The organism is Aeromonas salmonicida subsp. salmonicida, from assembly GCF_001643305.1.
GTDB classification, from domain to species: Bacteria; Pseudomonadota; Gammaproteobacteria; order Enterobacterales; family Aeromonadaceae; genus Aeromonas; species Aeromonas salmonicida.
In genome coordinates this window covers 1-12,936 of sequence record NZ_LSGW01000002.1, presented here as the reverse complement: position 1 = coordinate 12,936, position 12,936 = coordinate 1, and the positions used below count along the sequence as shown (strand labels likewise).

Below are 12,936 nucleotides of genomic sequence, written 5' to 3'. Positions count from 1 at the left end.
TTGGTCACTTCACCAGACATTGAAAATCAACAAAATTGTTTGATGTTCGATGCTGTGAGTGCCCACACAGATTGCTTGATTCAAATTGTTAAAGAGCGTCACGCTTGTCGCGTTGAGGAGGCGCATATTACGCTCCTCACTTCGAAAGTCAAGCGGTTGTTTTCGCTTTTCTTTCGGCGCCGGCTTCGCAAGGAAGCTGGCTCATCAGTTCGGCGTGTTCCGCCGTGCTGGTAGGGGCGCATTATAGGGAGCGTGATCACGATGACAAGGCTTTTTTTGAAGAAAGTCACGGAAACTTCAAATTATCCAATTAGAAACAGCTTACTCAGTGTATATATACAGTGTTATCCACAACCTGATGATTTCAGTCCTGTTTTATCGTCATTTAAGTGCGCCTTCCCCCATTGGGGAATGCCATACTGGAACGGATAATGTGTCCCAAGTGGTCCATGGTAGCGCCCGGCTGGAAAGCTGGTTACCATGGAGGTGAATAGAGTGTTGCACCTTTTTTGCTTTCATTTACAAAAGGTCTTTAAAGATGAATTTATCCAAGTTTCCCGTTTATGTGCAGGCTGCCATCCTTGCCCTGGTGTTGGCGCTGGTTGGTTATCTGGTTGCCCAGGCTCTGCAGTTTTCTTTGAAAGCCGAAGTGATTTTTGCTGTGGGTCTGGCCATCGGTGGTTTCATCGTGCCGCTGTTCCTTAAGCGGACACCAGCCGCCGCAGGCGAGCTGGCCTCCGGTCAAGAGACTTGCACCTTATATGTAGGCAACCTGCCGTATCGCGCCAACGAGATTGCCGTGCGTGAACTGTTTGCCGAACAGGGACAGGTGATCTCTGTCCGTCTGATGAAGGACAAGGCCACCGGCAAACGCAGAGGGTTTGGTTTTGTGGAGATGCCAGCCGCCGATGCCGCCAAGGCCATCGCCGTGCTCAATGACAAGGAGTATCAGCAGCGTACCCTCAAGGTACGTGAAGCCAACGACAAGCGGGATAAAGATGAGAGAGAAGGCAGCGAAGTCGATGCCTGATCCCCTAGCGGTCACGAGTTAGTACTGCACCTCTTCGAGTGATGACAGCCCCCAAGCTTGCAAGGGGGCTGTCAATTTTTGGGCTTGTGCATCCAGTCGGGTGCAATATGCCCTGGCCTGCACCACGGCTTGCGAAGGCTGCTCAGCCACGGTAGCCAATAGATGTGCCACCCGTCTTGCCACAGCACTCCCTGAATCCACCAACTGACATCCTGGCATCAATTGCCGGATCTCATCATTGAGCAGCGGGAAGTGGGTGCAACCCAGCACCAGGGTATCCGGCCTTTCCTCTCCTTCCATCCAGTCCGTCAGCACCTCCTGCAACAGCGCCATGTTTACCGGCCGTCCCGCCAGCTTGTGCTCGGCTTCGATCACCAGTTCAGTCGCGCCCTTGAGCAACACCCGCTTGCCCGGGGCAAACTGGGCGATGAGGTGATGAGTATATTCACGGCTGACGGTGCCCGGGGTCGCCAGCAGGCCGATACACCCATTGCGGGTCAGGGCGGCAGCCGGTTTGATGGCAGGCACCACGCCGACAACCGGAATGGTCAGGGCGGCACGCAAGGATGGCAGGGCTATGGTGCTGGCCGTGTTACAGGCAATCACCACCAGATCAATGACATGCTCGGCCACCATGTGACTGACCAGACGGGTGCAGGCAGCAATCAACGCTGACTCGCTCAGCTCACCATAGGGGAAGTTGGCGTTGTCAAAACAATAGAAGTAGTTGTGTGCCGGCAGCGCACGGCGGATCTCGCGATAGATGGTCAAGCCACCCATGCCGGAGTCGAACACTAGAATATTGGCCACCTGACCTCCCCCTTTGGTGCAAGGCAGCGATCATACTCCCGCCTGCCGCCAATAGAAAAGGCCCTGCCAATGGCAGGGCCTCGCTTTTTCTCTTCTATATATAGCAGCGCTGGCGATCAGAGACGGTAGTCCGCCGTCAGCTTGAACTCGGTACCCGCAGAGGCATAGCCATAGGCCGGGGCATAGTCGCGATCGAACAGGTTGTCGATACGGCCACCCAGCGTGAGCTGAGGCGTTACCCCATAGCTGGCCCCCAGATTGATCAGGGTGTAGGAACCCAGTTCCACCCGCTCTGCAGGGAAGCTGCTGAAGTTCTTGTCATCCCGCTTGCCCACATAGAGCAGCTCGGTGGAGAGATCGACCGGGCCCAACTGCACCTGGGTAAGCCAGCTGGCTTTCTGCTTGGCGCGGCGCAGCAGTTGCTGATCTCCATCGTTCTTGTCTTCGGCCCGGGTGTAATCGAAGCTCAGGTCATGATGGATCGGACCGGTTTCCAGACCCAGCGCCACTTCCACGCCACGGATCTCGGCATCCGTGTTGTCCGGCTTGCAGGTGGAGAACGCACTCTGACAGGCGATCAGGTTCTGGATCTTGTTGCGATAGAGGTTAAGCGACCAGTCCCAACCGGTATAACGGCCCGCAAAGCCCAGCTCCAGGTTCTTGCTCTCTTCCGGCTTCAGATCCGGATTCTCATAACCAGGATAGTAGAGGTCGAGGAAGGTCGGCGCCTTGAAGCCGGTGCCATAACTGAGCCGTACATTGTGGTTGTCATCTATGTCCAGCCCGCTGGCGGCAGACCAGGTATTGTGACGGCCATACTGCTCATTGTCATCGGTACGGCCAGAGAGCTCCCACAGCAGGGCCTGCCAGCGGTAGCTGCCCACCGCAAACAACCCTGTATTGTCGCGATCGGGGGCATTGAACGCCAGGCCAGAACTGCGCGAGTCGGATTTCAACTGCTCCTGCTGCCAGTCGGCGCCGCCGGTCAGGTTGAGCCCCTCAACGCCGCTCCAGCTGTTGATCCAGGAGAAGCGGGTCAAGCCGGTGTGGATCGGCTGGGCGCTGGATTCCCCCTTGCTCTCCAGCCAGCTCTTCAGCTTGTTCTCGCCATAGCTGGCCTCAAGCCGGCTGGTCAGCGTCTCGCTCTGGAACTTGAGACCGCCATCATACTGGAAGGCCTGTACCCGGCTCTGATCGGCCGACTGATAGGCATCATCCATCTCGGTCTGGTTATCATAACCCTGGGCGTTGAAGTCTCCACTCCAGGCATCACTGAACCCATGATTCAGCCCGAACTGGCCGTTCAGACTGTCGAAGCCATCCCGATCCGGCTGCTGGGCATTGGCCACCACATCGAAACCATCGGTACGCTCGTAGCCGATCATCATATTCATGTCGGTCTGCTGACCCAGGGCCTGCACGGTACGCACCTGACCCTGGCCGTAGCCATTGCTGCCCACACCACCCTTCAGATGGGTCTCGCTGCCATTCTTGGCGGAAGTTTTGGTGATGAGGTTGATGACGCCACCGATGGCATCTGCGCCATAGACAGCAGCCCGCGGACCACGGATGTACTCGATGCGCTCTATGTTGCCAAGCGGAATTTGGCTGAGGTCTGGTGTGCCGGCCACCATGGCGGCGATGGGGCGTCCATTCATCAGCACCAGCGAATGGTTGGAGTTGGTACCGCGGATGAACAGGCTGCTCATGTGCCCTCGCCCACCTAGCGTGGTGATCTGCACACCTGGCAACGTCTTCAACAGCGCTGGCAGGCTCTGCACCTGACGGGATTCGATCTCGGCGCGATCGATCACCACAACGGGTGCCAGTACCGAGCTGATGGGTTGTTCCACCCGATTGGCGGTGATCACCAGGGTAGGATTGACGGCGATGGTCGTCTGGGCGAAGGCCGCCGTTGGCAACAGGGCAGCCACCAATAATGTCTTGGACATGAGAGATCCTTAAGTTCGCGTAAGCATCTACTTCGTGGCCGGTTTCTCTCGGCCCGAAATACGAACTTTGGCAGGTCTTCGGGCTGGGGGGCTGATGGCCTACGGCGACGGCTTCCCACCTGACGGCAGTGCCCTGATGTCGCTTCGTTCCCCCTTACCGCTGCGCGCCAGCTCCGGATTTTCACCGGATTCCCTATTAAGCATGATGCGCCAAAGCGGAGGGGATTATAGGCAGAGCCAGATTGGATGTATAGCCATCCAGATTTCTATTTCTGCTTTTCCAGCTCTACCAGCCGCTGCCTGGCTCCCTCCATCACCGCCTGTACACCGGGATGGGAGAGGTGACGGCCAGCAGAGACCAGATAATAGGAGAGCGTGACCTCGGGCAAGGTGGCAATCCGCTCGACACCATAGAGGCGCTCAATCTCGTCACGCATCGCAAGGGGCGCGGGAAAGATCCCCATGCCCGCCTTGCCGAACGACTTCATCAGGGTAGAGTCGTCAAACTGGCCGACCAGATGGGGATGTATGCCCTGCTGGCGGTACCAGGCCAGCAACCGATCATGGGTCGCCGACTTCTCGCCGGGGATAAGCAGCGGCAGCCCTTCCAAAGAGGCGGGAAACCCCGAACGGGCACGAGCCGCCAGCGCCGGACTTGCAAACAGTGCCAGCGGGCTGCGTCCCAGTTCATGGTTGTAGCCACGTACGCCACTATCTGGTGGCAGTGGGCGATCGATCAGCACCATATCCAGCTTGTGTCTGGCCAGCTCGCTGAATAGCTGCTCGGCCCGCTCTTCATGGCAGATCAGCCGCACCGGCGTCGCCAGCGCCATGGCCGGTGCCAGCAGCTCAAACGCCAGAGTACGGGGCACTGAGTCGGCAATCCCCACCTGCATGGTCAGCTCCTGGCTGGCGTGGCGCAGGGTGTGTTCCAGCTCGGCACCCAGCGAAAAGATGGCGCCTGCCTGCTCAAGTGCCTGGCGCCCCGCAGCCGTCAAGACGAGCCGCCTCCCCTCCCGGCTGAACAGCGCCACCCCGAGAGACAACTCCAGCTCCGCGACCTGACCACTGATGGTTTGCGGAGTGAGATGAAGCTGTTCGGCGGCCCGTGTCACGCTGCCGCTGCGCGCCACATGCCAGAAGTAATAGAGTTGTTTGTAGTTGAGCATCCGGGTTCCTATCAGTTTTTGCCGAACAATCATCAATCAAAATCTGATTTTATCGAAGCATCATGCACTCTAGCATGCAAGCACCCTGTGAATTGCCTCCTGCGACCCCTCATGCTGGATGTTGTTGTACTCTTTTTCCTGTTTGGCCTGCTGGCCGGTCTGGTGCGATCCGAGCTCAAGTTGCCCCCCGCACTCTATGACACCCTCTCCCTCTTCCTGCTGCTGGCCATCGGCCTCAAAGGCGGTGTCGGCCTGGCCCAGCAATCCTTGTTGCCACTGCTGCCACAACTCGCCCTGGTGATACTGCTCGGTGTGGTGCAAACCCTGGCAGGCTTTGCCCTGTTGCGCATCAAGATGAACCGGATCGATGCCGCCGCCACCGCAGCCCACTACGGCTCGGTCAGCGTGGCGACCTTCGCAGTCGGGGTAAACTGGCTCACCGAGCGCGGCATCAGCTTCGAATCTCAGCTCTCCATCTTCCTAGCTGTGATGGAAATCCCGGCCATCCTGGTGGGCATAATGCTGGCGCGCGGGGTGAGCCGCCAGACCCGCTGGCGCATGCTGGCCCATGAAACTTTCCTCGGCAAGGGGGTGACCCTGCTGCTCGGTGGCATGGCCATCGGCTATCTGGCCGGGCCGCAAGGCATAGCCCCCCTCAAACCCCTTTTTGTGGATCTGTTCAAAGGGGCACTCGCCCTCTTCCTACTTGAGATGGGTTTGATAGTGGCACGCCAGTGCCAGGATCTGCGCCGCCATGGCCTGTTTCTGCTCGGCTTCGCCCTGCTGATGCCGCTCGCCTCGGCAGGACTGGGGTTGACGGTCGGCAAGCTGATGGGGCTCTCCCTTGGCGGACTCACCCTGCTGGCCACCCTGGCGGCCAGCGCCTCCTATATTGCCGTGCCAGCAACCTTGCGCATCGCCGTGCCCCAGGCCAACCCGGGGTTGTCCCTCAGCGCCGTGCTGGGCGTCACCTTCCCCTTCAACATCATGCTGGGGATCCCGCTCTACCACAGCTGGGCCCGCCACTTCACGGAGTAGCCATCATGCAGACCGAGACCCGTACCCTGCTGACCGTCATCACGGAAGCAAATCTGGAACCCACCCTGCTGCGCACCCTGACCCGGGAAGGGCTGCGGGGCTACACCATCACGGATGCACGCGGACGAGGCGATCACGGCGAGCGCAACGCCAGCTGGAGCGAGAGCGGCAACATCAGGCTGGAGGCGATTTGCAGCCGCGAGCAGGCGGAACGACTGCTGGCCCACCTGCAGAGTCGCTACTACCCCGACTACGCCATGATCGCTTTTCTGCAACCGGTCGAAATCGTGCGACCCGAGAAATTCTGAGCCGGCTTGCCGGCTCTTTTTGTTTACCGAAAGCAAACGTTTAACAGCAAGGAACCAGAAAAATGAACACCCCTCCCCTGATCGGCCTGGTAATGGGCTCCGACTCCGACTGGCCCGTGCTGCAGGCTGCCGCCCGCATCCTCAAGGAGCACGGCGTGCCCTACGAAGCGCGGGTGGTCTCGGCCCACCGCACCCCGGACCTGCTGTTCGAGTATGCAGCCAGTGCCCGCGATCGCGGCCTGCGGGCCGGCGGCGCCGCCCATCTGCCGGGCATGGTCGCCGCCAAGACCACTGTGCCCGTGCTGGGGGTACCCATCCCCTCGCGCCACCTCAAGGGGATGGACTCCCTGCTCTCCATAGTGCAGATGCCCAAGGGGGTGCCGGTCGCCACCTTCGCCATCGGCGAGGCGGGGGCCGCCAACGCCGCCCTGTTCGCTGTCTCATTGCTGTCAGTCACCCTGGATGGCGATGCCCCCCGCTACCAGCAACAGCTCGACGACTTCCGCGCCAACGAGCGTGACCGGGTGCTGGCTCTGCAACTGGAGGACCCGGCATGATACTGCCACCCGCCACCCTGGGCATGCTCGGCGGCGGCCAGCTTGGCCGCTACTTCGTGATGGCCGCCCACCGCCTCGGCTACAAGGTGGTGGTGCTGGATCCCGACCCCGCCAGCATCGCCGGTGCCGCAGCCGATCACCATATTGTCGCCCCCTATGACGACCAGACCGCTCTGCACGATCTGGCCAGCCGCTGCGCCGCCATCAGCTGCGAATTCGAGAACGTGCCCGCCGCCACTCTCGCCCTGCTGGAAAAACAAAAACCGATGCGGCCAGCCGCCAGCGCGGTGCGCATCTGTCAGGATCGGCGCGAGGAGAAGGCCTTTCTGCGCGGGGCTGACATCCCGGTCGCCCCCCATCTGGCGCTGCTGGCGGGAGATCCCATCCCCGCACAGGCCAGCGCGCTGTTCCCCGCCATCCTCAAGACCGCCCGCGAGGGGTACGACGGCAAGGGCCAGTGGCAGGTCGGCAATCTGGATGAGCTGGCAAGCGCGCTGACCGCCAGCGGCGTACCTTGCGTACTGGAAAAACGCCTGCCGCTGGAGGGGGAGTTTGCCCTCACCCTGGCCCGCAGCCCGAGCGGTGCCATCAGCGCCCTGCCTCTGGTGCAGAACTGGCACAGTGGCGGCATTCTCGATCAAACCCGCTCCCCGGCAAATGTCCCTGCGCTGGAGGCTGAGGCGAAAGATATCGCCGAGCGGCTGATCGCGGTGCTCGACTACGTCGGTGTGCTGACGGTGGAGTTTTTTCTGGTGGAAGGGCGGCTGTTGGTCAACGAGATGGCGCCCCGCCCCCACAACTCGGGTCACCCCAGCCTCGACAATGCCGAGTGCAGCCAGTTCGAGTTGCAGGTGCGCGCCCTGTGCGATCTCCCCTTGCCCGAGAAAGCCGAGGTGCGGCCCGCCATCCTGCTCAATCTGCTCGGGGATCTCTGGCACGGGGGTACACCAGACTGGGAAGGGGTGCTGGCCCTGCCCGGAGTACACCTGCATCTCTATGGCAAGGGCGAGGCTCGCCCCGGCCGCAAGATGGGTCATGTCACCATCACAGGCCGTGACTGGCCCACGGTGGAAGATACTAGCCGCCATGTGCGCAGCCTGCTGGGGCTGCCCCCACCCTGAGCTGCACTCCCTTGAATGCAAAGACCCGGGCCAAGCCCGGGTCTTCTTTTTCATGCTGTCATCACAATGGAATGAGGGATCAGGCCCTGTCGACAGATACCGCGACAGGCGCCGGCAAGCGGATGGTCAGGGAGAGCACCAGGGCAACCACCATCAGCACCAGGATCAGGTTGAAGGTCGCCATGAAGCCGCCGAACAGGGAGGCCACGATGGAGCCTATGATGCTGCCCAGACCAAAGCCCAGATAGATGACGCCATAGTTCTTGGTCAGGTTGTTGAGACCGAAGAAGTCGCTCACCAGGGAGGGGTAGACTGTGATGGTACCGCCGAAGCTGAAGGCCACGCAGGCCACCGCCACGAAGAAGAGGTTGGCATTGAGCGGCACGAACAGCAGCAATCCCATGCCACCGAGGGTGATCAGCTGGGCTATGGTGATGACCCGGATGCGGGACATCTTGTCAGACAGAATGCCCAGCACCAGTCGACCACCCAGGTTGGCCATGGCGATCACCGCGACCGCATTGGCAGCCACCGCAGTCGACAGACCCACCATGTTCTCGCCGATATCCTTGGCCACGCCGATGACGTAGAGGCCGCTCATGCAGGCGGTGAGGAACATCAGCGCCAGCATCCAGTACTGCGGCTTGCGCATCGCCTCGGCCAGGGTGAAATCACGGCTCTCAGTCTGCTGCGCCGAAGCGGCCTGCTTGGGTGCATCCTTCATCAGCATGCCACCCACCAGCACCATGGACATGGCGATCAATCCCCACAGCTGGAAGGTCGCTTCCAGGCCGTTGTTGGAGAGCAGCAGCAGGTTGATGTACTTGAAGCCGAGGCTGCCCAGGCCATAGGCGCCGATGGAGCAGGCGGAGATGAGCCCCTTGCGCTCCGGGAACCACTTCACGCAGTTGGAGAGCGTCATCAGGTAGCCGGTACCGTCGGCAAACCCCACCAGAATACCGGCGCAGAGGTAGAGCATGGCCAGATTGCTGGCGTGGGCGGTGAGGAAGAAGCCGATACCGAGCAGCACGCCGGCCCCCAGGGTGACATTGCGCACCCCGAACCGCTCCTGCAACTTGCCCGCCATGGAAGAAGCGACAGCCAGCGACAGGCTGAGCAGACCGAAGGCAAACGCCACCTGGCTGACCGGCTCGTCCAGCTTGTCGGAGAGCTGGGCGTTGAACAGGCTCCAGGTGTAGACGGAACCCAGCGCAAACTGGGTAATGATGGTACCTATCAGGGTCAGATAGCGGGTGCGATTCATCTCTTTGGTCATGATGCGTCTCGGTCGATGGCCTTAAGGAAATTGAGGCCACTATAGGCAAGACGCAGCTCGTGCCAGCCGATTAAGGCATGAAATGCAGATCGGCAGGAATGAATGACAATCAGAGCCGCATCAGCTGACGGAACGCCTTGATGTTGCTGCGACTGACCGGCACCTCGAACGGCAGATCATGGAGCCGGATGAGATAGGTACTGTTGAACCAGGGCACTATCTCGCGGATCTTGTTGATGTTGACGCAGTAGGATCGGTGGCAGCGGAAGAAGCCCTCGGCGGGCAGCCGGCTGACAAACTCGCTGATGGTCATGTTCATCACGTATCGATCGGTGCGGGTGTAGACATAGGTCAGCTTTTCGTCCGCTTCCGCATAGTAAATCTGCTCGCAGGGGGTGACTATGATGCGCTCCCCCTTCACCAGATTGACAGTGCGATTCTGCGGGCTGCTCCCCTCGACCCCCTGCACCGGCTGAGACTTGCCCGCCAGCTCGAGTTTTTGCAGCAGATTGATAATGCGCGGCTCGTTGTAGGGCTTGAGGATATAGTCGAACGCCTCCAGCTCGAACGCTTCCACCGCAAACTCCTTGTAGGCGGTGACGAAGACGATGTGGGGCGGATGGCTCGACTTGTGCAGGTTCTTGGCCAGCAGCAGGCCATCGATGGAGGGGATCTGGATATCCAGAAACACCACGTCCACCTCGTGATCCTGCAAGTATTTGAACGCCTCCAGCCCGTCCTCGAAACTCGCCACTATCTCGATCTGGCTGTGCTGGCCCACCAGATAGGCCAACTCCTCCCGGGCCAGATATTCATCTTCGACAATAATGGCTTTCAACATGGCATCGCCTCCTGATCCGGCAGATAGAAACAGACTTCGGTTCCGGGCTCCAGCCGTCTGAGCTGCAGACCGTCGCCATAGAGCAGCTTGACCCGCTGATGAACGTTCATCAGCCCTATGCTGCGGCTCTCCACCCGACCGGCGGCCACGCCATCGATCACCGCCTGACTGATGCCGTAACCTGTATCGCGTACCGCCACCCGGATGCCACCCGCCAGTTGTTTCACCTCGATGGTGACCCGGCCCGGGGCGCTGCGGGGCTGGATGCCGTGCAGAATGGCGTTTTCCACCAGCGGCTGCAACAGCAGGCTCGGTACCTGGATGTGCACATCGTCCACCTCGAACACCACCTCCAGTTTGTCGCCGAAGCGGGCCTGCTCGATGGCGATGTAATCGCGCACCTGCTGCAGCTCCTCCTGAATGTCGATGAGCTCGTCCCCCTTGTTGAGGTTGTAGCGCAGATAGTCCGCCAGATTGGCAATGAGCTGGCGCGCCTGCTGGGGGCGAATGCGGATCAAGGATGAGATGGCGTTGAGGGCATTGAACAGGAAGTGCGGGTTGATCTTGCTCTGCAATGCGGTGAACTCCGCCTTGCGGGTCATCTCTTTGAGCTGCTCGATGCGCGACACCTCCATCTGGGTGGAGATGAGCTGGGAGAGGCCCACCGCCATCTCCCGCAGCGAGCTGGTAATGCTGTGGGTGCGGCGATAGTAGATCTTGAGGGTGCCGCTGACGGCGCCGTTTTCCCGCAGCGGAATGATGATGACAGAGTGAAAATCTGACAAATGATACTGGCGCAGATCGTTGTTGATGATGATCTGGTCCAGCAACACGGCCCGCTGGGTCATGTCGCTGATGGCATGGTGCTCGTCCAGCTCGTAGTAATCCTTGCCCACCCCCACGTAGGCCAGCACGTCGCGGGTATCTGTAATGGCCACCGCATCGGCATGGATCTCGTTGCAGATGACGCCGCACACCTGGCCAAGGGAGTGGCGATCGACCTTCTGGAAGAAGGGCAGCGTCTTGTTGGCGATGTCGAGGGCCAGCTTGGCCTGCTTGGCGGCAATCAGCTCCTTCTCGTCATCCAGATCCTGCACCAGCTTGATGATGAGGCCGATACAGAGTGCCCCGGCGATCATCGGATAGGCGATGTGGCTGACGATCTCCACCCCCACCTCATGGGGTTCGGTCAGCAGCCATATCAGCAACATGGTCAGCCCCTCGCACAACATGCCCGCCAGTATGCCGTAGAGCCAGAGTCGCGACTTGCGGCAGCGCAGGTGCAACCAGGTGGCGAGCAGACCGGCGATGATGCTGGCAATGAGACAGGGGATCGAGGTGTGGCCATCCATGTCGATGAGGTAGCGGTGCAGGCCGGAGATGACCCCGGCCGGAATGCCGACCCAGGGGCCGAACAGTATGCCTCCCGAGATGATGGCGATGATCCGCACGTTGATCAGCGCCCCCTCTACCGGAATACCGGTGTAGGTACTGAACACGGCGAACAGGCCGAAGATGGAGGCGACCAGCACCAGCTCGGCCGGGGTGTGATCACGCTTCTGGAACAACCGCTGGAACGGTCTTGTACGGGTCAGAAAGAACAGGGTCATCAGCATCAGCGCCGCCCGTTCAAACACCGCCAACAACATCATCTGATTTTCGAGCAACACCCACACCTCTCCCGCATACAAAAAACCAAAGCTGGGCATTGTGCCACTCAAGGTCGGTCTAAGCTTTTTCTAATGCGCGCCGATAGAGAAATTGATCCCATTCGGGGCCCAAACAAGAGAGGGTAAATCATGAAAACACACATTTTTCTGCTTGTGCTTCCTGCACTACTCACCCCTGTCGCCCTCCATGCCCAGGCGGTGGGCAAGACAGTGAGTTGGCAGGCGAGCGCCAGCAAATACAGTCAATCATCAGTCAGCTTGCAGCATCCGGGACAACAAGTAATCTCCACCGCCAATCCAGCAGAACAGGTATTGGCCGCCAAACTAACCGTATCGGATTCAGGGCTCATGCTGAAAGCCAGAGCGATTAACGTGGCAGCCGGAACCCCTGATGTCATCCTCAACGGCAAGACCCTAACCAGTCATTATCAAATGCTGCCAATCACGGAACACTATTACCTTGGCTATCACCAACATCCCCAACAAACAGAGAGCGTCATCGAAAGCGGGTACGAACTGATTACCTACTGGCGTTCATGACTTGAGCTGAATGGAGGGGAGCAAATCCCCCCTTCACGTCATTTTCTCCCAATAGCGAATTCCCTCCTGGAGCTGTTGGTACATATGCTGCACCTGTCGAAGGGCACTTGGCATACACAGAGGTAATCGGGAAGATTGTTCCCAGGCAATGCAGCACGCGACCAATCCATCTGCACCTATGATACGGGCACCGCCCTTGAGACGATGTAAATTGGCTAGAAAAGCTTGGTTGTCCCCTGTCTGGCTGGCCTTTGCGAGGGCGGCCAGGTCATCATCTGCAGCCCGCAGAAACTCCATCAACAAAGGCGCTGCGATTTCAGGCTTACCTGCCGTCAATGGCCCCAGTCTTTGATTGATATTATTAGCAATTTCAGCAGGTAGTGTATCAACATAGCCCGTTGTGTGGATCGAGATGCATTGCCTCAACTCATCCAGACTGACTGGCTTGAACAAGCAGTCGTCCATTCCTGCCTCCATCGCCCTCTGGATCTGCTCCTGGCGGGCATCGGCCGTCAAACCGATGATAATGGCACGTTCACGGCGTTCATCATGCTCCTGTTGGCGATAACGGGTTGTGAATTCCAGCCCGTCAATATCAGGCATATTGAATCGCCCCTGGTTTTC

Annotated in this window: 14 protein-coding genes and 1 riboswitch; of the genes, 7 read left to right on the top strand and 7 right to left on the bottom strand. The window is 59.6% G+C overall.

What is annotated here, in order from left to right:
- Together AXW79_RS23385 and AXW79_RS00460 are read left to right on the top strand one after the other, a co-directional pair.
- Nucleotides 1-234 (top strand): hypothetical protein (locus AXW79_RS23385; RefSeq protein ID WP_211271105.1); only part of this gene is annotated, 234 nt, incomplete at its 5' end.
- Between the two features lie 304 nt (nt 235-538).
- Nucleotides 539-1,030 carry an RNA recognition motif domain-containing protein gene (locus tag AXW79_RS00460; protein ID WP_005321648.1) on the top strand — a complete coding sequence of 164 codons (492 nt, stop codon included), beginning with the start codon at nt 539-541 and terminating at the stop codon, nt 1,028-1,030.
- Nucleotides 1,031-1,048: 18 nt separating this feature from the next.
- Here the strand turns inward: AXW79_RS00460 and murI are convergent, their stop codons facing one another.
- The 3 genes from murI to AXW79_RS00445 form a co-directional block, all read right to left on the bottom strand.
- Nucleotides 1,049-1,840, bottom strand: coding sequence for a glutamate racemase (murI, locus tag AXW79_RS00455; protein ID WP_005321651.1), 792 nt, complete (start codon nt 1,838-1,840; stop codon nt 1,049-1,051).
- A gap of 116 nt (nt 1,841-1,956) precedes the next feature.
- The gene (locus AXW79_RS00450; RefSeq protein ID WP_005321654.1) at nt 1,957-3,792 is read right to left on the bottom strand and encodes a TonB-dependent receptor domain-containing protein; all 1,836 of its coding nucleotides are present in this window, start codon (nt 3,790-3,792) and stop codon (nt 1,957-1,959) included.
- Between the two features lie 52 nt (nt 3,793-3,844).
- Nucleotides 3,845-4,022, bottom strand: a riboswitch (cobalamin riboswitch).
- Between the two features lie 36 nt (nt 4,023-4,058).
- On the bottom strand, nt 4,059-4,961 hold the full coding sequence (locus AXW79_RS00445) for a LysR family transcriptional regulator (protein WP_005321658.1): 903 nt from the start codon (nt 4,959-4,961) through the stop codon (nt 4,059-4,061).
- Nucleotides 4,962-5,072: 111 nt separating this feature from the next.
- Here AXW79_RS00445 and AXW79_RS00440 point away from each other — a divergent pair, with 111 nt between their 5' ends.
- The 4 genes from AXW79_RS00440 (at nt 5,073) to AXW79_RS00425 (ending at nt 7,985) form a co-directional block, all read left to right on the top strand.
- Nucleotides 5,073-5,999 (top strand): sodium-dependent bicarbonate transport family permease, encoded by a 927-nt coding sequence (locus AXW79_RS00440; protein ID WP_005321662.1) that lies wholly within the window; start codon nt 5,073-5,075, stop codon nt 5,997-5,999.
- 5 nt (nt 6,000-6,004) lie between these two features.
- Nucleotides 6,005-6,307: a P-II family nitrogen regulator gene (locus AXW79_RS00435; RefSeq protein WP_005321666.1), complete on the top strand. Its 303-nt coding sequence runs from the start codon at nt 6,005-6,007 to the stop codon at nt 6,305-6,307.
- Nucleotides 6,308-6,369: 62 nt separating this feature from the next.
- Nucleotides 6,370-6,864, top strand: coding sequence for a 5-(carboxyamino)imidazole ribonucleotide mutase (purE, locus tag AXW79_RS00430; RefSeq protein WP_005321668.1), 495 nt, complete (start codon nt 6,370-6,372; stop codon nt 6,862-6,864).
- Nucleotides 6,861-7,985, top strand: coding sequence for a 5-(carboxyamino)imidazole ribonucleotide synthase (locus AXW79_RS00425; protein ID WP_005321672.1), 1,125 nt, complete (start codon nt 6,861-6,863; stop codon nt 7,983-7,985). Before purE ends, AXW79_RS00425 begins: the two co-directional genes overlap by 4 nt.
- Before the next feature lie 79 nt (nt 7,986-8,064).
- On the opposite strand, the gene AXW79_RS00420 is transcribed toward AXW79_RS00425, so the two are convergent.
- From AXW79_RS00420 to AXW79_RS00410, 3 genes are all read right to left on the bottom strand, one after another.
- A complete protein-coding gene (locus AXW79_RS00420) occupies nt 8,065-9,261 on the bottom strand; it encodes an L-lactate MFS transporter (RefSeq protein WP_005321675.1) in 1,197 nt (398 codons plus the stop codon).
- A 109-nt stretch (nt 9,262-9,370) separates the two neighbouring features.
- The gene (locus AXW79_RS00415) at nt 9,371-10,102 is read right to left on the bottom strand and encodes a LytR/AlgR family response regulator transcription factor (RefSeq protein WP_011898220.1); all 732 of its coding nucleotides are present in this window, start codon (nt 10,100-10,102) and stop codon (nt 9,371-9,373) included.
- On the bottom strand, nt 10,096-11,769 hold the full coding sequence (locus tag AXW79_RS00410) for a sensor histidine kinase (protein WP_005321693.1): 1,674 nt from the start codon (nt 11,767-11,769) through the stop codon (nt 10,096-10,098). Before AXW79_RS00410 ends, AXW79_RS00415 begins: the two co-directional genes overlap by 7 nt.
- A gap of 132 nt (nt 11,770-11,901) precedes the next feature.
- Between AXW79_RS00410 and AXW79_RS00405 the strand changes: the two genes are divergently transcribed.
- Nucleotides 11,902-12,312, top strand: coding sequence for a hypothetical protein (locus tag AXW79_RS00405; protein WP_005321695.1), 411 nt, complete (start codon nt 11,902-11,904; stop codon nt 12,310-12,312).
- Between the two features lie 33 nt (nt 12,313-12,345).
- Here the strand turns inward: AXW79_RS00405 and AXW79_RS00400 are convergent.
- The coding region (locus AXW79_RS00400; protein WP_155395619.1) for an Hpt domain-containing protein at nt 12,346-12,936 on the bottom strand (591 nt) is incomplete at its 5' end.